The organism is Novosphingobium aquimarinum, assembly GCF_009746585.1.
GTDB lineage: Bacteria > Pseudomonadota > Alphaproteobacteria > Sphingomonadales > Sphingomonadaceae > Novosphingobium > Novosphingobium aquimarinum.
The window spans coordinates 19,054-37,742 of the sequence record NZ_WRPO01000013.1 but is presented as its reverse complement, the minus strand read 5'-3'; the positions used below and the strand labels follow the sequence as shown (position 1 = coordinate 37,742).

The 18,689-nt window shown below is 64.7% G+C and carries 19 protein-coding genes; 3 read left to right on the top strand and 16 right to left on the bottom strand.

Annotation, left to right across the window (positions count from 1 at the left end):
• Nucleotides 1–16: 16 nt before the first annotated feature.
• Nucleotides 17–1,387, bottom strand: a complete 1,371-nt coding sequence (locus GQO94_RS13415) for a pyruvate dehydrogenase complex E1 component subunit beta (protein ID WP_011950423.1) — start codon at nucleotides 1,385–1,387, stop codon at nucleotides 17–19.
• Entirely contained in the window at nucleotides 1,387–2,469 is a 1,083-nt protein-coding gene (pdhA, locus tag GQO94_RS13410; RefSeq protein WP_011950424.1) for a pyruvate dehydrogenase (acetyl-transferring) E1 component subunit alpha, read from the bottom strand. The genes GQO94_RS13415 and pdhA overlap by 1 nt, the downstream gene beginning before the upstream one ends.
• A 106-nt stretch (nucleotides 2,470–2,575) precedes the next feature.
• Between pdhA and GQO94_RS13405 the strand changes: the two genes are divergently transcribed.
• A complete protein-coding gene (locus tag GQO94_RS13405) occupies nucleotides 2,576–3,481 on the top strand; it encodes a LysR family transcriptional regulator (RefSeq protein WP_226952286.1) in 906 nt (301 codons plus the stop codon).
• A 37-nt stretch (nucleotides 3,482–3,518) separates the two neighbouring features.
• Here the strand turns inward: GQO94_RS13405 and GQO94_RS13400 are convergent, their stop codons facing one another.
• The 6 genes from GQO94_RS13400 to GQO94_RS13375 are packed head-to-tail and all read right to left on the bottom strand — an operon-like array spanning nucleotide 3,519 to nucleotide 10,588.
• Nucleotides 3,519–4,154 carry a hypothetical protein gene (locus GQO94_RS13400; RefSeq protein ID WP_232332932.1) on the bottom strand — a complete coding sequence of 212 codons (636 nt, stop codon included), beginning with the start codon at nucleotides 4,152–4,154 and terminating at the stop codon, nucleotides 3,519–3,521.
• Nucleotides 4,155–4,183: 29 nt separating this feature from the next.
• On the bottom strand, nucleotides 4,184–4,693 hold the full coding sequence (locus GQO94_RS13395) for a DUF2726 domain-containing protein (RefSeq protein WP_011950427.1): 510 nt from the start codon (nucleotides 4,691–4,693) through the stop codon (nucleotides 4,184–4,186).
• 13 nt (nucleotides 4,694–4,706) lie between these two features.
• A complete protein-coding gene (locus tag GQO94_RS13390; RefSeq protein ID WP_011950428.1) occupies nucleotides 4,707–4,907 on the bottom strand; it encodes a hypothetical protein in 201 nt (66 codons plus the stop codon).
• A gap of 50 nt (nucleotides 4,908–4,957) precedes the next feature.
• A complete protein-coding gene (gene mobF, locus GQO94_RS13385; protein ID WP_011950429.1) occupies nucleotides 4,958–8,002 on the bottom strand; it encodes a MobF family relaxase in 3,045 nt (1,014 codons plus the stop codon).
• A complete protein-coding gene (locus GQO94_RS13380; RefSeq protein ID WP_011950430.1) occupies nucleotides 8,002–10,308 on the bottom strand; it encodes a type IV secretion system DNA-binding domain-containing protein in 2,307 nt (768 codons plus the stop codon). The genes mobF and GQO94_RS13380 overlap by 1 nt, the downstream gene beginning before the upstream one ends.
• Complete coding sequence (locus GQO94_RS13375) at nucleotides 10,298–10,588, bottom strand: hypothetical protein (RefSeq protein ID WP_011950431.1); 291 nt, start codon at nucleotides 10,586–10,588, stop codon at nucleotides 10,298–10,300. Before GQO94_RS13375 ends, GQO94_RS13380 begins: the two co-directional genes overlap by 11 nt.
• 481 nt (nucleotides 10,589–11,069) lie before the next feature.
• Between GQO94_RS13375 and GQO94_RS13370 the strand changes: the two genes are divergently transcribed.
• Nucleotides 11,070–11,288 (top strand): hypothetical protein, encoded by a 219-nt coding sequence (locus GQO94_RS13370; RefSeq protein ID WP_026002696.1) that lies wholly within the window; start codon nucleotides 11,070–11,072, stop codon nucleotides 11,286–11,288.
• A gap of 119 nt (nucleotides 11,289–11,407) precedes the next feature.
• Here GQO94_RS13370 and GQO94_RS13365 read toward each other — a convergent pair whose 3' ends face one another.
• A complete protein-coding gene (locus GQO94_RS13365) occupies nucleotides 11,408–11,632 on the bottom strand; it encodes a hypothetical protein (RefSeq protein ID WP_011950432.1) in 225 nt (74 codons plus the stop codon).
• Nucleotides 11,633–12,003: 371 nt separating this feature from the next.
• Nucleotides 12,004–12,819, bottom strand: coding sequence for a hypothetical protein (locus tag GQO94_RS13360; protein ID WP_011950433.1), 816 nt, complete (start codon nucleotides 12,817–12,819; stop codon nucleotides 12,004–12,006).
• Nucleotides 12,820–13,403: 584 nt separating this feature from the next.
• Here GQO94_RS13360 and GQO94_RS13355 point away from each other — a divergent pair.
• Nucleotides 13,404–13,664: a hypothetical protein gene (locus GQO94_RS13355; RefSeq protein WP_017184751.1), complete on the top strand. Its 261-nt coding sequence runs from the start codon at nucleotides 13,404–13,406 to the stop codon at nucleotides 13,662–13,664.
• Nucleotides 13,665–13,670: 6 nt separating this feature from the next.
• Here GQO94_RS13355 and GQO94_RS13350 read toward each other — a convergent pair whose 3' ends face one another.
• From GQO94_RS13350 to GQO94_RS13325, 6 genes are all read right to left on the bottom strand, one after another.
• Complete coding sequence (locus tag GQO94_RS13350) at nucleotides 13,671–14,237, bottom strand: hypothetical protein (RefSeq protein ID WP_017184750.1); 567 nt, start codon at nucleotides 14,235–14,237, stop codon at nucleotides 13,671–13,673.
• A gap of 186 nt (nucleotides 14,238–14,423) precedes the next feature.
• A complete protein-coding gene (locus tag GQO94_RS13345; RefSeq protein WP_011950436.1) occupies nucleotides 14,424–15,503 on the bottom strand; it encodes a DUF2493 domain-containing protein in 1,080 nt (359 codons plus the stop codon).
• Nucleotides 15,504–16,404: 901 nt separating this feature from the next.
• Entirely contained in the window at nucleotides 16,405–17,007 is a 603-nt protein-coding gene (locus GQO94_RS13340) for a hypothetical protein (RefSeq protein ID WP_011950437.1), read from the bottom strand.
• 32 nt (nucleotides 17,008–17,039) lie between these two features.
• Nucleotides 17,040–17,369: a hypothetical protein gene (locus GQO94_RS13335; RefSeq protein WP_011950438.1), complete on the bottom strand. Its 330-nt coding sequence runs from the start codon at nucleotides 17,367–17,369 to the stop codon at nucleotides 17,040–17,042.
• Between the two features lie 58 nt (nucleotides 17,370–17,427).
• Nucleotides 17,428–17,757 carry a single-stranded DNA-binding protein gene (locus GQO94_RS13330; RefSeq protein ID WP_011950439.1) on the bottom strand — a complete coding sequence of 110 codons (330 nt, stop codon included), beginning with the start codon at nucleotides 17,755–17,757 and terminating at the stop codon, nucleotides 17,428–17,430.
• A gap of 608 nt (nucleotides 17,758–18,365) precedes the next feature.
• Entirely contained in the window at nucleotides 18,366–18,674 is a 309-nt protein-coding gene (locus GQO94_RS13325) for an alkylphosphonate utilization protein (protein WP_011950440.1), read from the bottom strand.
• Nucleotides 18,675–18,689 lie beyond the last annotated feature (15 nt).

The following is an 18,689-nucleotide window of genomic DNA, read 5'->3' as shown; positions in this document are numbered from 1 at the left end:
CGAAACTCCGCAGGCGTCAGCGATAACGGACGCGCTTGACCGCCGCGACCACGTCATCCGCCTTGATGAGCGCGGCCTTTTCCAGATTCGCGGCATACGGCAGCGGCACGTCCTTGTTGGTGACGCGGAGCACCGGGGCGTCGAGGTCGTCGAAGCCTTCCTGCATGGCGATGGCGATGATCTCCGAGGAGATGGAGCAGACCGGCCAGCCTTCCTCCACCACCACCATCCTGTTGGTCTTGGCGAGCGACTTCAGCACGGTTTCCTTATCGAGCGGGCGGAGCGTGCGCAGGTCGATCACCTCCGCGTCAACACCTTCATCTGCCAGCTTGTCGGCGGCTTCCAGCGCGACACCGACACCAATGGAGTAGCTCACCAGGGTCACGTCACGCCCCGCGCGGGCGATGCGGGCCTTGCCAATCGGCAGGACATGATCGTCCAGCTTCGGCACGTCGAAGCTCTGGCCGTAGAGCAACTCGTTTTCCAGGAACACGACCGGATCGGGCGAGCGGATCGCGGCCTTCAGCAGCCCCTTGGCGTCGGCGGCCGAGTAAGGCGCGATCACGATCAGGCCAGGAACGGCAGCATACCAGGGCCCGTAATTCTGGCTGTGCTGGGCGCCGACGCGGCTGGCGGCGCCGTTGGGGCCGCGGAACACCACCGGGCAGCGCATCTGGCCGCCGGACATATAGTTGGTCTTGGCCGCCGAGTTGATGATGTGGTCGATCGCCTGCATGGCGAAGTTGAAGGTCATAAACTCGACGATCGGCTTCAAGCCGCCCATCGCCGCGCCTGTGCCTATGCCGGCAAAACCATACTCGGTGATCGGGGTGTCGATGACGCGGCGATCGCCGAACTCTTCCAGCAGGCCCTGCGTCACCTTGTAGGCGCCCTGATATTGCGCCACTTCCTCGCCCATCACGAAGACGCGGTCGTCGGCGCGCATCTCCTCGGCCATGGCGTCGCGCAACGCCTCGCGCACCGTGGTCTTCACGATCTCGGTGCCGGCGGGAATATCGGGATCGGCAACCGCCGCGCGGGGCGCAGGCGCCGCAACCGGCTGCGGGGCCGGCTCCGCCGCCTTGGGCGCGGGTGCCTCGACCTTGGGAGCGGGGGCGGCGGCTTGGACCGTCACGGCGCTTTCACCCTCGCCAGCGATCAGCGCGATCACCGCGCCCACTTTCACGCCGTCGGTGCCTTCAGGAATGACGATCTTGGCGATGATGCCCTCGTCCACTGCCTCGAATTCCATCGTCGCCTTGTCGGTCTCGATCTCCGCGAGGATGTCGCCGGATTTCACCGCATCGCCTTCCTTGACGAGCCACTTTGCGAGCGTACCCTCCTCCATGGTGGGAGAAAGCGCCGGCATCTTCAGTTCAATCGCCATCAATATTGCCCCACCAGCACATCGGTATAGAGTTCGGCAAGCTCGGGCTCCGGGGCCTGCTCGGCGAAGTCGGCGGCTTCCTGAACGATCTGGCGGATCTCCTTCTCCAGCGCCTTCAACTCATCCTCGGTGACGCCGGCCGCCTCCAACTCCTGCTTGAGATGCTCGATGGCATCGGACTTGTCGCGGACCGCCTGCACTTCCTCGCGCGAGCGGTACTTGGCCGGATCGGACATGGAATGGCCCCGATAGCGGTAGGTCTTCAATTCCAGGAGGATCGGCCCCTTGCCGGACAGCACCCACTGCCGGGCTTCCTCAGCAGCGCCACGGACAGCGAGCACGTCCATGCCGTCCACCTGGATGCCGGGGATGCGGAAGCTCTCGCCGCGCCGATAGAGTTGGTCCTCGGCCGACGCGCGGTTGACGCTGGTTCCCATGGCGTACTGGTTGTTCTCGATCACGAAAATCACCGGCAGCTTCCACAGCTCCGCCATGTTGAAGCTTTCGTAGACCTGTCCCTGATTGGCCGCGCCGTCGCCGAAATAGGTGAGGCAGACGCCGCCATCATCCGCATATTTATGCTTGAAGGCTAGGCCCGTGCCCAGCCCCACCTGCGCGCCGACGATGCCGTGGCCGCCATAGAAGCCATGATCGACCGAGAACATGTGCATCGACCCGCCCTTGCCGCGTGAAATGCCCGCAGCGCGGCCGGTCAGCTCTGCCATGATGACCTTGGGATCGATCCCGTAGGCCAGCATGTGGCCGTGGTCGCGATAGCCGGTGATGACGCTGTCCTTGCCCACCCTCATAGCCGATTGCAGGCCGACGGCGACGGCCTCCTGCCCGATATAAAGATGGCAGAAGCCGCCGATCATGCCGAAGCCGTAAAGCTGGCCGGCCTTTTCCTCGAAACGGCGGATCAGCAGCATCTGGCGGTAGAGTTCCAGCATCTCCGCATTGGTCGCCTGATAGCGGACGGGCTCGGCCGGACGTTCGCGATTGGAGGCGGATCCAGATGAAACCGAAGCCCGCCTTGCCGGCCCGGCTCGGCTCTCTGCCTTCACATGCTGCTCTTTGGCCACGAACCCTTCCCTTCCCCTGCCTGCTGCGCTTTCGGGGTCTGGCCATGAGATAAATGTCACATCAGTTCAAATCATAGTTCATTCGATGTATGTATAACCAATGGTGATGAATCGGATCGCGCTCTACCATCTGGAAACCCTGCTTTGGATCAACCGCCTTGGCTCGTTCAGCGCGGCAGCGAATCGCCTCAACACCACGCAACCGGGCATTTCCGCGCGAATACGCGAACTTGAGAATCACCTGGGAATTCCGTTGTTCGCGCGACAAGGGCGTAACATGATCCTGTCTGTCCAGGGCCGTGAACTGGTGCGCCGATGCGAGCAGGTGTGGCCGTCGCTTCAACAGGCCCTGCTCAATCCGGTGGACCTCAGCAGCGTGGCCGGCATCGTCCGTATCGGATCGGGTGAAATTGCGGCCGCCAGTTGCCTGTCCGCTTTCGTGAATGCGATCCGTCAGGAGATGCCAGGGCTTTCACTGGAGATCGAAATCGACCTGACATCGAAACTGATCGATGGACTTCTAAGTGGCGCGGCCGATCTGGTTTTCGCGATCGGTCCCGTTGAAATGCCCGGCATCAAGACGCGGCGGATCGGCGAGGTCGAGTTGATATGGCTCGCGTCTCCCAGCCTCGCGAACATGCTGGAGCAGCGACTCGTGCCCCCAAAAGACCTGCTGTTCTGGTCATTGGCACGAAGCTCCCCCATGCATGCGATCATGCATGATGCCTTGGGTGGACTGGGATATCATGACGGGAAGATAAACACCTGCAACGACCTGCATTCTCTGATCGATATCATCGTGTCCAGCGGCGGCGTAAGCTTGTTTCCTCTCAACATGGTGGGAGAGAAGATATCTAGTGGCGAGATCGTTCGCGTTTTCGATCAGTCACCGCCTCCTATTCTGTTGCAGGCAGCGATCCGATCTGCTGAGAAGGACCCGATCATTCTTCATATCTTCGAAATTGCCCATGCGCTGAAAACCGAAGAGGTATCGGCGCCCGCCGCTCGATAGGACCGGGTCTTCGGCCGCGCTTCCGCATGATCGTTCGTTACAGGGGCGCTGGACCGCGCCAGTTGGGCCGTGTCGGCAATGTGCCGTTCGGACGCCTGTGCAGGTCGATGCCATTGCCCCGTTGTCTGGTGAACACCATCAGCGGCACGACGGCGTCATAGGTCGTTGACGAACCGAAAAAGTCCACCGGGCCGTGCCAACGCTGCCCTTCCGCCACTTTCATCCGATAGGTTCCAGGTGGAACCGCGATTATCGCCCGATCGTTCTTGCGGACATAGACCGAGATCACATGCCGCCCGCTTTGAGGGTCGAAGAGCTGAACGACGGCGTTCGCATCGGAGGTCGTGACTGCCATCCGCGATGTCGCCCCGGCCGGATCCAATGCGGGGTTGACCGTCACGCTGCCCGTTTCGGGGAAGGGTAATCCGGGTTCACTATCCGCCAGCCAGCCTTCCCGCTTCAGCGAATGCCACACCGGGATAGCGATGAGAAACAGGCTCAACGCGAGCGACATCCAGCGCAGCATCCCGCCGGCATTACCGCGCGATCCCCTCAACCGGCCGCGCTGATAATCGAAACCGCGGTTGACGGGATCGAACCAGGCGCCCTCGACGCGCCCGGCCCGATCGTTCCATCGGGTTCCCTTCGCGCGCGCGCGATAGCGCTCGCGCATATAGTCGCGATCTTTGAGCCCCATGCCGGTTATCCCTGATATGCGGCGCTCGCCGCACCGTCGCGAAGGTCACCCACGAAACCGAGCACCGTCTGTACCGTGGGGCTTGCACCAGCGGGGATCCGCAATGTGTGATAGCCGGCCCGGGCGGTCATCGCGTCACGCTCCCGATCCTTGCCGGGATCGTGCGAACGATCGTCGATCTCGATCAAGGCGACCACCCTTCCCGTCGTGGGATCCTCGACCACAAAGTCGATGATCTTTCGCTGGAAGCGATTCCAGTCCGCTGGGGTCGGCCGCCGGCCCGGCACCGATGGAACCTTGAGGAGGGCTCCCATCGAGACCTGGGCATGGAGGCGGTACATGGGCAGGATGTGCTCGAGCGCGGCCAGCATGGCTTGCTCGCGCTGCGTCATGAATGGCCGCGCCACTGGGTCGAGCGGTTTCTGTGGAGTGAAGCCTCGGGACATTTTCGACCAGCCAAGCGCGACGATGACGCCCACCAGCAGAAGCGAGGCGAGAAATTCAAATGTGCTCATTGTAGCCCTCCGTTCAGCCCCAGCCGTCCCGGCGACCTTCGCCATTGTCGCGCAGCTTACGGCCATCGAGGGCCGACCGGCGGATGTTGAGTTCGACCTCCTCACCCTTGCGGGTCAGCTGGACATCACGCGGATCGATGTTGTTGCGCTTCGCATAGTCTTCGGCTGCCCGTTCGCTCCCGAACTTGCCAGCCTCATCGAATTCCCAACCCATCGTTCGTCTCCTTCTCTTCGCCGCAGGCACCACGCCGGCGACTTCTCCATTCACAAGTCGAGCCCGAGGCTGCGCTCGGGCAGCGGTGGCAGCGGATCGCCGCGATCGGGTTTCAGATCGGGCGGCGCTTGTGGGGCCTTCGCGGCCGGCGCAGATGCCGCGCCATCGGGCAGAGGCGGCAGATCGCTTGGAACGGGAGCAAGATCGGACAGGTTGACGCCGTCGATCGGACCGGGATCGAACTTCTCGCGGGGTTGCGCGCCCGGCCCCTTCCTGCCGTCGATATCGAGGCGGCCGAGCGTCTCGAGCGAGGAGGTCTTGTTGCCGGGATTCATGTCGAGCTGCCGCGCGAGCTTCTCCTTGTCGTCCACGACCATTGTCAGCTCGTCGCGCACGCGCGTGACCCCGACGTTGAAGAGGCGCTGGTTCGAGAGGTTGCGCTCATGCGACGACATGACGGTGATCGCCTTGTCGGTGGTGATCCCCTGGGCCATGTGCATATTAAGGCTATAAGCAAGGTCGAGCCGAGATAGCATCGGGTCACCGAGGCTGAGCGTGAGGAGCACCTTGTCCGCAGTCTCAACCTTCACGCCATCGGCATCGACGCCCACAACGCGCGCAAGCGCGGCATTGTGCAGGCCGCGCTGCTTGTCGTTGGCCGTCCAGCGGATGCGGTCCCCTTCGCGCAGCTGAAGGTCCTTCTTTTCAGAAAGCTGCAGGCGATCGCGCTGCTCGGTCGGCGACAGCTTCTGGGGATCGAAGCGTATCCTGCGCCGACCGTCCGACAGTTCGACCTTCCCGTTGGCGTGGACCTTGAGGACGTCGTAGCGTCCCGCCTTGATCCCGACGTCCTGCGCGCCGCCGCGGCCGACCTCGAGCGTCTGGCCCTGACGGTAGGTCGAGGCATAGCGCAGCTCCTCGCGCGTGGTGTTGACCCGCTCAAAGACAGTGAGATGGATCGCCTGGCCCTTGACGCTCCCTTCCGCGATCAGGCCATCTTGGATGCGCTGGTTGATGACGGCGCGCGCGTCGCGGCCCGAAGCGAAGACAGCGGTCGCCTCCCGTTCGCCAGGGGAGAGCTCGAGCCACATGTCGGCCGCAGCGGCGGCCGGCTCCCCCGCCTCGACGACACGGTCCCCCAGCACTTTCAGCGCCGCGCCGGCCTTGCCGATATTGGCGAGCGCCGCGACGGTGCGCAGTTGGTCGGTGCGTTGGCGGATATTCTGATCCATCCGCGCCATCGTGCCGCCGCCCGCCTGGATCATGGCGAAGGCCTTGCCCGCGTCGATCGAAGAGAGCTGCTGCCGGTCACCGACCAGAACGAGCTTGTCGACGCCCAAGGCTGCTGTGATCTGGTGGAGCTTGAGCATTTCGTTCGACGACACCATCGAGGTTTCGTCGACGAGAAGCATGGTACCGGCGAGCTTCTCGCGCGCAGCCTCATATCCCAGCGTGTCACGCTCGGTCACGAACCGCTCGTTGGCGAGCACGAAGGAAGCGATCGTCTGGGCCTTGATGCCCGCCCCTTCGGCGAGGTCCGCGACCATCTTGTTCTGGAAGGCAAGTCCGGTGATCCGGGCGCCCTCCTCCTCGGCGACCCGCGCGACCGCCTGGAGCATGGTGGACTTGCCCGTGCCGGCGGCGCCCTGCACCGAGACGGTACGATCGGCGGATGACAGGATCATCGTCGCGGCGGCGAGCTGCCCAGGATTGAGCGGCCGTTCGGCGGCATCCTGCAATCGCTGCGGCGCATCGGCGGCCGCCACAATTGGCTCGGACTTCCCTTTCCCCTCCTCGACGGCGGCAAGAATCTTCTCTTCGGTCCGCAGCGCCTCCTGCGTGGTCACCATGCGGCCAGTCCGGTCCGCGGCTGTCGCGACGCCCGGGATGAGCTGACGGTTCTGCACGAGCCGGTCGATCCGCCTCTCGATCAGGTCGACGGTGACGCCCTTGAGACCGAGATCGAGCGCGGTCTTGCCGAGCAGATTGACGGGCCATGCGGCCTCACGTTCGGAGAGGATCCGGACGGCGGACGCGACCGCGAGCTGCGCGCGCGCTTCCGCTGGCGACTTGACCGCGCGGGCGAGCGCATTGTCCACTAAAGGGTCCTGGGGGCGGAGCAGCGCACCCAGCGTCTGGCGGGCACCAGTTACGGCATCGACAATGGCGCGGTAGCCGCGCTCGAGAGCATTTTCCGAAGACGCCATCCCGGCGCGCGCCTCGGCTGCTGCCCGCAGGTCCTTGCCGTCGAAGCCGTGGGCAGCGGCCTGGTCGATCCAGCCCTGCTTCAGCGCGGCGCGGTCCTCGACGTCGAGCTTGGGATCGCGCGAGCGTTTGGTGATTTCGCGCAGGCCCTCCGGCGACTTGATGCCGAGCCGCGTTGCGTGATCGAGGATCTCCTCGCGGCGCTGGCTGAATTCGCCGATGACCGCCTTGGGAACGCCGGCAATCTCAAAGGTGCCATGCTTGCCCTTGAGGTCCACCTGATAGCCGATCCGCTCGAGCCCGGCGCGCAGGAAAGCATGGTAGATCGAGCCGATGATGCTGTTGTGGCTCCAGAGTTTGTCGGCGTGGAGTGCCTGCCATTTGCCATCGGGCATGCGGGTGAGGTTGGCGATGACGGCGTGGATGTGGGCCTGCGGATCGAGCGCCCGGCTCGTGTCGTGCTGGAAGAGCGCGTAGACGAGATTGCCCGTCTGGACCGGGACCTTGCGCCCCTCGATGTCGCGACGCCCTTCCGCGAGGTTCTTCTCGACCCAGGCCATGGTCGCCTTGACCGCGGCCATATTGGCGTCAAGCACGCGCTTGTCGCCGGCGACATAGGCCATGACCGAAGCCGACTTCGGCATGGAGAAGGTGAGGTCGTAGCCGGCGCGCCGGTTCTCGACCTGGGCGACCGCTTCGCCGCTTGGGAGGATACCGTTCAGCACGCCCTCGAAGGCGTCCTTCGAGACTTCTCCGGACAGGCCGATCGCCTCGGCGCCCTCCCCTCCCCAGGCGCTGATCTCGGACGAGCCCTCGACCGTGTAATAGTCGTCCTTCGCGAAATAGTTCGCGGCACCGGAAGCGGAGCGGACGCCGGCGACCGAGAGCATCAGATGCCCATGTCCATGCCGTCATCCTCGCGGCCGGTGGAGAAGTCGTGGCGCAGCTCGATCAGGGTCTGGTCCTCGACCTGTGGGCTCGTCTCCCCGTGCCGGTGGCCATCACGACGATCGTCCCGGTCGCGCGCGGAAACCGGCTGTTCCTCGCCGCTGGCGCGCGCCGCCTGCGCCCTGTCCGCGCTATGCGTGCCAGGCGTCGCCTGTTCGTCCCGGTCGTCCGCCCGCTGCGCCGCGCGGCGGGCGGCATCGTCCTCCTCCTCGACCTCGGCCGACAGGATCCGTGCGGCGAGATCGCGGGCGAGATTGGTGATCTCGGCCACTTCCTCCACGACCTGCAACGAGCCGTCGCGCCCGCCCGCCTCCCCTGCCCCGTCTTCCTCGAACACCTCCTCTCCGCGCCTTGAGCGTACCGGCCCGACATCGGGCCGTTGGACGAAGCCCTGGGCGACCTGGGGATAGTCCTTCCACTCGAGCAGGATGCGCGCGGCGGGGAAGCCGTCGGGGAATTTCACGAAGCCGTGCATCGAGGGCAGGTTGGTGATGTCATCGGCGATGACGAGTGGTTCGACCTGCTTGCGCGGGGTCAGGGTCGAAGCGTCGCGGGTGTTATTGTAGCCGTAGCTATAGGCCTCATCCATCTGGCGAACCTCGCGGTTGCCGATGTAGCGCGCGCACTGCTCGGCCGTGTCGAGATCGGCCGTCGCGAGGATGAGCTTGGAGCGGGCGAGCGAGGCGAGATTGCGTGCCCCTTGCTCGCCATAGACTTCGACCAGCTTCTCGAAGCTGTGGATGCCCAGGATCATCGCGCCGCCAAACGCGCGCGCCGTCTGGAGACCATTCTCGATCGCCGGAAGGCGATGCAGTGCGCCAAGCTCGTCGAACATGAACCAGGTGCGCAAGCTGCGGGTGCGCGGCAGCGTCATCAGCCGGTTGATCGCGAGATCCATCCACAGCGTGAGCAGCGCCCGGTTCATCGGCAGATCGACATAGTTCGACGTCACGAACAGGATCGATCCGGGCTTCTTGTCCCGCGTGATCCAGTCGCGGATCGAGAAGGATTCGCCCTCGTCGGGAAGGAAGCGAAGGACCTGCGCATTGGTGTTGAAGACGGCGCGGATCGATTCCGCCATGCGGGCCGCTTCGGGGGCAGTGAGCGGGTCGGCGATGGTGTTGGCGAGGAAGCGGTGGACGCGCTTCAGGTCGGCCGTCATCAGGTTCTCGGACAGCGCCAGATTGCTGGTCTGCCCCCGCTCCATCAGGCGAATGCACATCTCGATGAAGAGGGTGCGCGCTGCGAGCGCCCAGAAGGGTTCGGACGAACCGCCATCCGAAGGGATTAGCGCCGCCGCGGCGGCCGTGAATTCGCTGTGGGTGCGGCAATCGTTGAAGATCGACCAGGCCGGGCAGCGCGCGTCCATGGGATTGAGGATCGTGTCGCGTGTGGGATCGTAGAAGGCTTCGACATAGGCGCCGGTGAGATCGAAGATGACGGCCGTGTCCTGGCGCTCGCGCATCTGGGTGACGAGGCTTCTGAGCTCGGTCGTCTTGCCTGATCCGGTGGTGCCGATGAGCATCGCATGGGATTGTTCGGTGCGGTGCGGAAAGGGGATGCCCGCGAGCGTGTAGGGATGATGGATGCCGGCTTCCTTGCGCGCTCGGAACGGGAGCGCGAGAACCTGCCGCGAGGACAGGCCGGGGAAGAGGTCGGCCGCCTCCTCTTCGAACTTCACCCGGTTATGCTCGTTGATCTCCACCAGAAGCACGCTGCGATCAACCAGCATGGCGCCGCGTTCATGCCGTTCCTGAAGGATCGAACGGCCGCGCCGATGCGAGATGTCGACGAACCAGATGGCGGCCGGAATGGTGATGAAGACCGAGATCAGGAAAGCGCCGATGAGGCCCCGCATCGCGACGGCCCAGGCTGTGATGACCTCGGGAATATAGGGCACCGCTTTCATCACGGTGCGCATGAGGTCGCCGTTCGGCAGCGTGACGTTGACGCGCTTGTTCGGATTGAGGTCGATCCAGTTCCAGAGGGTCGCATAGACCTTCATGCAGACGAGCTGGAAACCATGCTCGTCGAGCTTGAGCGACATGATGATGAACCAGGCGGCGAGAAAGGCGAAGAACCAGAGGATGAAGGGCAGCTTGGCGCCCGAGAACCACATCAGCATCTCATGGGTGAGTAGCTGGCTGCCGCGGGTGAAATTGCCGGCATTGCGCTGCACGCGGCCGCGCGCCGAATGATGGGTGAGCGGGACGGGACGCCCGTCCGTGCGGATGTCCTCACGCGCCATGATATTGCTCCAGACGTTTGTCGGTTTCCGCGATGATGCGGTCGCGATATTCGGGGAATTGTTCGCGGATGATGATGTCGAGCGCGAGATGCTGGAACTCGCTGATGCGGGCGATCCGACGGTGGCTTGAGGTCAAGAGCTGGCCGGATCCCAGGAAGGCATCGACGGCCGCGCGCAGCAGGTCGGACGGCGTGCATCCGCGCTCCGCGGCGAGCGCTACGAGGCGATCATATTTGCTCCGGTCGAGCCGGACCGAGCAATGCTTGTAGGGAATGGTCAAACCGAGCCTCCTAGCAGGGAGGCTGGTGGGGTCTCAGAAACCGATCCGACTTATAGCGCAATCGTGTCGGTGGAGCAAGAAAATCGCATGCGCGGCGCGGAGCGTGTTCTCGTGTAACACGCTGAAATGGCCGATTTTCGTGTGTTTTGTGGGCAGCGAAATCCTGTCCCACAGCCGCACACGCACCAAGACCGCCATAAGTCGCTGGAATTGTTCCAGAACCCAATGCACCGAGGTGCGTTCGGTGTGCTTCTCTGCACCAGGGCTGATCCACTCCCCGGGGCGTCTTGTGACGCGATCAAATGGCATGGGGAAGCGCCTCCGGCGGGACGCCAGGCCGTCCGGTGGACGGAAGGAAAGCCATGGTTGCGGCAGTTGACCAACCGCTTGGCGGGCGCGCATTCCGTGCTTCCGGCATGGCCGGTGAGCGCTTATAGTGGGCCTGTTCATAGCCCGATCAGCGTGAACCGAGAGGCCCTTCATGGCACGCACATTGGAACAGGAAAGAGCAGCGATAGAAGAGGAAGGCCGCAAGCTCGAGGAGCGACGGCAACGGCTGGAAGAGAAGGAACGCGAGGCCGCGATCCAGGCTCTTGAGAAGACCGGCCTGCTGAAGCTCGACGGCAAGCGATTGGGTGGGCTCGTTGCCCGTATCCGGTCGCTCGGCATCGACGAAGTGGAAAAGCGCCTCACGGCCTGAACAGCCCCCGCCGCGACCCTTGTCGCGGCACGGGCATGGGGGGTTCGATGCCCCCCATGCCCGTAACATCGCCACACAAAAAAAGGGAGAGGCGCGTGCGCGCCCCTCCCCGTCTTGCCTCAATATTCGTCGAGCAGTCCGCCCGGCACGCTGTGGACGATCCGGTCGATGATCGTCATCGGCAGCGCGCCGTAATCGCCCTCGTCGATGGTGATGTAGCCCGCCTCGTCGTCCGCCACGACGTGCTGGTCGAAGTAGCTGTGAAGCGCGCGGCGTTCGGCGTTCGCGATGGCTGCGAAGAAGGCGGCGTTGTCGGCGGCGGCGCTGGTCGAGATCATCTGCATGGATTCGCTCCTGTCTGTCTTGAATGACAGGAGCGGCGCGTCAGGCGGCCGAGGCCGGGTCAAGGACCCGCGAAGCGGGCCGCGAAGCGGCGGTGGGGGTCACGATTTTCTTCGGCGGCCACCACGCCGAAGGACGAGCGCCTCCCCTCGATCCGCCGAAGAAAATCGTGGGGCCCCGCCGTCCTTGAGGCGGCCTCGGACGTCTGACAGAATGGGAAGACTGTGAGAGATGTTCCCTCTCGTCGGGAGACCTCGGCCGAGGCGTAGCGACGTGCGGACCGAAGGGTCCGCATGGCACGCGAGCGAGCCGGGGCATCGAGCCATCTCGTCGAAAGAACGGGACCGAGCGCGTGGCCCGGTCCCGGCTGCCGTCAGGGGTGACGGCCGCAATGGCAATAGTGTTCGTCGATGCCGGTCAGGGAGCATAGGCCGGGTCCGAAGTCGGCATATCGCTCGTCCTCGCCCGCGATGTAGCCGTGGTCATTGGCGATCTTGACGGCGTAGCGGCGCAGGTCCGGATCAAGCTTGTTGATGGCGCGTGCACAGGCCGTGGAGAACTGGCGGGCGTAGAGTTCGTACGTCGCGCCGGCGGTGGCCCGCATCTCCGCTTCGGCGAGCCGTTCCGCGTCGGCACGCAACTGTTCGAGGGTCAGAAACTGCGGCGTCTCCTTGATGCACGAACCCCCGGATAGAGCGATAGGCTGGTTCTGGATCACCACGCGATAGGCCGGGCTATCGTCCGAGAGTGCTCGAAGGATCGCGTAGCCGTTCGATCGGGCGACCTGGCGTGCGATGCGGCAAGTTAGGCGGTAGAGCCGGTCATGCTCGGCCCTGAAGAAATCCCGTTCGGTGGAGGTTTGGGCAACGCTGACTAAGCGCCCGCAGGTCTGGGTAAGTGCGAGATATCTTTCGAGCAGGCGAATGAGCCGGAAGCCAGTCGCTTGCGCTGGCCAGTAGCCCGGCTCGTGCGGTTGGACAATATGGGCGGTATCCGGCCGGACGTCGTCGATGTCGTCATCCGGATTGTCCGGCACATGGTCGTCGGGGATCCGATAGACGGTTCCGCAGTGCGAGCAGCGCGCGCGTTCGTCGACATGATCATATTGCTCGGCGTCGAAGAGGGTCGTGCAGTTTGGACAGAATGGGGTGCTGAACAGCGTGCGCAGGGAGTGGTGAAGATTGTCCATCGAAGCCTCCGTTGATGATGGTGCGCTCCCCATCTCGCATCGATGAGGATGGGCTCATCTGGACGCGGTGTTGAGGCGGTCAGGGACGGCATGGCCGCCGCGTGAGCGGGCAGCGGGGGGAGCCGATTTTGTCGCCGGGAAGCGCAGCGCGCCGGCCGGCAAAATTGGGGGGACCGCTGATCCTTGACGGCCGATCGACACCCAGCGTCATGCTTTGGCGATGAAGCCTCGTCTGATGCCGAGATGTGAGAGAGCTTGGGTCCCGTCTCCCATCTTAGGCACGTGTCCGTGCCTGCCGGCAAGGCACTGTGGCTCGCTGTTCAGACGACCCACCTTGGTGTCTTCCCATGTCTGTGATAGGTGGCTGTTTGCGCCGCGAAGGCCGTGGCGCCGGGACTGGTAATCCCGTCGAGAAAGGCAGCTCGGTGTGATCTCACGCCGGGGTGCCTGCGCATATGTCCAGGTGCCTTGGTGCTAAAAGCGTAGGCGCATGTCTCGACGTGTTACCAGCCCCGGCTCCCGCGCCTCGTGCGCGGGAGTTTTGAGCAAGGGTTCGACCTTTGCGCATTGCGGGGAGCCTGGGGATGACCAATTCGGGACGAGAGATTGTTCCCCGCCGCGCGAAAGCCGCACCGCGCACGCCGGAATCAATCGACATATATGATCCGCAGGGAATCGATTCAAACGTCCGCCGGGCCCTCGCAGTCGTGCTGATGCGTGAGGCGATGGCGGCGCTCGAGCAAGCTGGCGAGCAGATGGCGACCTGTCATTTACAGGCGGCGATCGACAGCCTCATGCGTCGAAGGACCGACAGGATCCCGCCGGAGAAGAATTGCCGGGACTAACGCATGTCAGGCCCATGCGAAGCGGGCAGCCTCGCGCTCCTGCGCGCTCGCGACGAGACGCTCTAGTCGGGGCAGGTAATGACCGACACCGCGCAGCGCCGCGCGGCTCGGCGTGGCCGGATCGGACAGCCGGGCGCGTAGGAGATCGATGGGGATGTCACCGACGCTGTCAGGCTCGATCGCGAGCGCTTCGAGCAGCGCGTAGGCATTGCCGTAGGCGAGATCGAGTTCGACGCCCTGATCGGACGTGAGGGCGACGCGCAGGATGATCTCGGCGCTGCTCGGGCAGTGATGGATCGCGATGCGCTTGCCTCTGAACTGGGCCTCCTCGACGACTGCGATGACAGTGGCCTCGTGGTCGAAAATGCCCGTGATCGCGGCGAGCGCGAGTGGACAGACGCGCGCCTCGAAGCTGTCGCCAAGATATTCGTCGGGTTCGAGCAGCGCGATGCCGATACGATCTCCTTCGGAACGGAGGAACCGGCGGAAAGCCGCAAGCTTGCGGGCTGTGATGATGGCGCTGGGCGAGGCTGTATCGTCGGCCGGCTCGGTGATGCGGAACAGGATGGACACGGGCTTGGTCTCCTCGGCTGAAAGCGCCTCGCCTCTCCCCTCTTTCCTTGGCCCTTTCGGGTATTGTCCGTGCGGCGCGCGCCAGCGCCCGGCGGTGCGCGGGGGTTCGATGCCCCCGCGCACCGCATCCTCGCAGCGAAAAAGCAGGAGAGGCCCCGGCGATTGCCGGAGCCTCTCCCGGACGCGTCACCGACGACGGCGACCACCGCCGTTCACCATGGCGGCGTAATAGTCGTCCTGGGTCCAGGGATCGAATTCGTCCCGCGACTTTGCGGTTCTGCCGGTGGGCTGGGCGGGCTGCGGCTTGGCTGACGGTTCGAGCTTCACGATGTGGAGGGGAACGCCTGCCTGCCGCAGCTTCTGGGCGAGGTTCATCTGGATGCCGGAGCCTTCGCAGACGACAGCTTCGACCGGCTTGAGGGCGAGCAGCCGATCGTTGCGGACGAAGGCGGCCTTGGCCCCCAGCCGGCGGTCGAGGCGGAACATGATGACCTTCACGCCGCGTGCTGCTGCCCATGCCTGCGCGATGGCATCGCAGCCCTTGGTCTGTGCTGTCGTGGCGAGGATCATCTCCGGGATGCGGGCCAGGATCGAGTCCAGACCCTTCCAGAGCATGTCATGATCCTCCCAGACCTGACCGCCCGAGAAGGCAACGACCGGACCTTCCGGAGCGAACTGCTCACGGCGTTCCCGCATCCGGGCGGCGAGATAGTCTCGGGCGTCGATCATCGAGGCGGTGACGCCCTTCGAGACCCGGCTGCCGCGCGTCGGCGAATAGGGCCGTCCGGTCTCGACCCGGTAGACGTCGGCGGCGTGGTCGCGCATGCATTCCATGGCATCCCGGCACCCCTGCAGCGTCTGGCAGAGCAGCTGCGCCTCCTCGATCTGCGATGCGTAGATTTCGCTGGGATCGAAGCTGCGCGCGAGTTCGCCAAGCTCCTTGGCCGCATCGTCCTCGCGGTCGCTGATGCGCTTCGCCACCACATGGAAGCTGTTGACGAAGCCCCAGGCGAGATCGCTCGCGAAGGGTTCGAGGCGGGTGTCGCGGAACACATCGAAGAGCGTCGCCATCACCATTTCGACGGCGGCTCGGCTCTGTTCCGGATCGGGCATTTCCAGTTGCTCGCTCTCGTCGACAGGCGAAAGCTTGGCGCGCTCGTCATGCTCGATGAAGGCGGCTTCGTAGAGCGGGCTACGCTGGTCGGTTCCCGTCTCGCTGGCGATGAAGCTGGCGAAATCGGCGAAGTTCGAGAAGGACTTGGACATGTTGGCCTCCGTGGCTTTTGGATGTCTCATCCACGCGATGAGGCCTTGTTCAGGACATGCGGCGGTCAGGGAGGTCGGGGACGTTAACCGGGAAGCCGGCCGCGGCCGGACCCCGGTTGACGCCGCACCAGCGGGGAGCGGGGGAACCGATTTTTTTCGGGTGGGCGCGGCAGCGGCCGCACGAAAAAATTGGGGGGACCGCTCATCCTCGACGGACTGCCAACCCCGCATGCCAAACTAGGCAGACACAAGAGAGGAATAGGGATTTCAAACCTCACCGGGGGAATCCCGCAAGCGGGTTCGTCACCCGAATGGGCGGAGACGGGCCGAAGGCCTGGCTCCGTGAGCTTGGCCGGGGCACGTGCGGTACGCGCGGGCGGCGGCTTAGCGAATAGAGCCCCGGTCCCGCCCGGCGCGAAGCGTTGGGCGGGATGCGCCGAAACCCTCTTCTCTTCTTCTTGTCCGGGCAAAACCTCGCCGGCCCGCCCGGCACTGGATGGTCACCGCAAACCTCCCCGGTGCCTGACGTCCTGGGGCGTCACGGTATCGATCACCTGGATTGAGGAGCTGGCTGCGAGGCAGTTCGATCGCCGGCTGACACGCTCGCGCCCGCATGTCCGAACGGGGCTGAGCGATAGGGCCCGGGCGCAGTGAACGCGGCTCGCGGCAGGGCGATGAACCTCACGCGGCACAAGGCGCGGCACAACCTGCGGCACGCATGAGAGCCGGGTCACGACAGGAGCCGCCGGCGTCCGGATTTCACCGGGAGGTGGGCACGGCAAGTGGAAAACGCCACCAGCGGTGGTGGCGCCCGGCTGTGCGCTCGCGCGGGCAGATGATAGTCAGGCTCGAGCGAAAGGCAGGGCGAAGCCAACGACACTCGCCGGCTTCGCCGCACGGATCAGATAGGCCTGATCCAGTCGGCCGCCGGCTGCCAGCCGATGATGTCGCTGCCGCTATCGCTGACCGCATCGGCCGAGATGTCGCGCCAGGGCGACCGCGGCCGATAGGTCGGCATATGCCGGGCGGTGAGCAGTTCGAAGGTCGAACAGGTGTAGCCGCTCAACCTGATCGCGAGCACGGGCTGGTTCTCCGGCGGTAGGCCCGTGAAGACTGAGATGAAGCCCGCGGGAACCGGATGCAGTGTCGCATCGATCATCGTGCGCGCGAGCCGGGTCTCGAGTTCACCGGCTTCGCTGCCCCAGGGATGGGCATCGATGTCGATCTGGTCGGCGGCGCCGGCCGCGGGGAGGTAGGAGAATTCGCCGGACCAGCACCGGCTCTGGGGATGGAGCGCAGCGACGTCGGCCGCGAGACCGGCATCGCCGGTCTCGGAGCGGAGCCAGTCGGCCATGCCCGGCGTGAGCTTGCCCGAAAGCTTGCGCGCGGCGGTCGGCGCCGCGTCGAGTTCGGGAAATTCGACCAGCCACCAGGCGAGCCGATGGTGAAGGACGATGCCGTAGCAATGGGCGGCGGCGGTGTTCGAAGGGGCAGGTTTGATCATGACGGTACTCCGTTCGAAAGGCGTGTGACGGGTCAGTGGACCGACCCGTCGTGCGCGAAGATGGAATGGGGAATGGTCAGCTGATGCTCGCTGGCGATCAGCGACCAGGCTGCGGCGAGATCTTCGTAATATTCGCAATCGACGATCGCATCGGCGCTCGCCTCGCCGAACTGCACTTCCTCGAAGTCGCGGACATGCGCGGCGTCGGTCGCCTCGGTGATCGCCTGGCCGAGGTGCGCGGCGATCTCGTGGCGGTTAAGGCTGTCTGCCGCGCGGCGGATGCGCTCGACCATGTTGGGGTTGGTGATCTCGACGCCCTGGGCGATTCCGGCGATGTCGTCGAAGCTGGTGAGAGTGAACATCTTGCTCTCCATCTGAAGGAAGGTGGAGGGCGGCCGCGAGCGACCGCCCGGGAGACGGTCAGAGGAACTCGATTTCCTCGGCGACGATGTCGGTGTTGTAGTAGGTGCGCCCGTCGCGCTCGTTGCGGCTGTAGCGGATCTCGCCGACCACCAGGAGCTTGTCGCCCTTCTTCTTGTTGTTGGCGACCGACTTGCCGAGGCCGTTGAAGGCCTTGACCTGATGGAACTCGTCGTAGGTTTCGGTGTAGCCGTTGTCGTCCTTCTGGACCTGGCCGTCCTTGATCACCGGCTTCGAGGTGACGAGGCTGAAGCTGACGCCGCCCTTGCTGTCCGTGCCGAAGCGGGTGATGTCCGAGGTGATGCGGCCCGAGAGAAAAACCTTGTTCATGGCCTGATGCCTTTCGCGTTTCACGCCAGCGGGCCGATCCCGCTGGGATGAACAATCGCGAAGGCCCGTGATCGAGGGGGCACCGCACCTGCGCTTCAGCGCGGGGAAACCCCCATTTTTCGAGTGGTGCGGGCAGAGGCCGTCAGGCCTCAACACGGTCGGAAAATGGCGGGTTGCGGGGATCCCGCACGGGCGTAGCGTTCATCCAGACAAGCGGATGGCCCCGCGGTGATATCGGCAAGGCGCGCGGCATGGACGGTCTTCACACGGACCCGCCACGGCGAGACACGCCGGCAGCACGACTGCAGCGCGCGTCAGACATTCATCGGTGCCCAAATGGTCGGGGACGGCCTGCGTCGCAGCTTGACATCGGCGCGCCTTCCACGGCGGCGTTACGCCGTCAGGTCATGCCGGGCGGCGCTCGGCTAGCGCCAGACACGAGAAGGGCGCGGCGCCAAGTGGTCGGGCATGATCACCGGCCGCGTGGACGGCGATGGGCGCAGGTTCTGACGCCGTCCACGCAACTCGGTCAGGCTCCATGACCATCGGGCCGCGGGGCACCGGCCTGCTTCGTCCTTGGAGCGGTCGGCGAAGCCTCGCCAGCCATGTCAGTGCTTGCGGACGAATTCCGCGCGCAGGACCAAGCCCTTGATGCCTTCGTAGCGGCAGTCGATTTCCTGAGCGTCGCCGGTCAGCCTTATCGCCTTGATCACGGTACCCTTGCGCAGGGTCTGCCCCGCCCCCTTCACTTTGAGGTCCTTGATCGTGATGATGCTGTCGCCATCGGCGAGGACGTTGCCAACGGCATCGCGGACCTCGATCGTCTCGGCGGTCCGGGCATTCACGGCTGCTTCGGCAGCGGTGATCCAGTCGCCAGAGGCTTCGTCATAGACATAGTCGTCGTTTGCGTCGGTCACGATCGATGGCGCCCT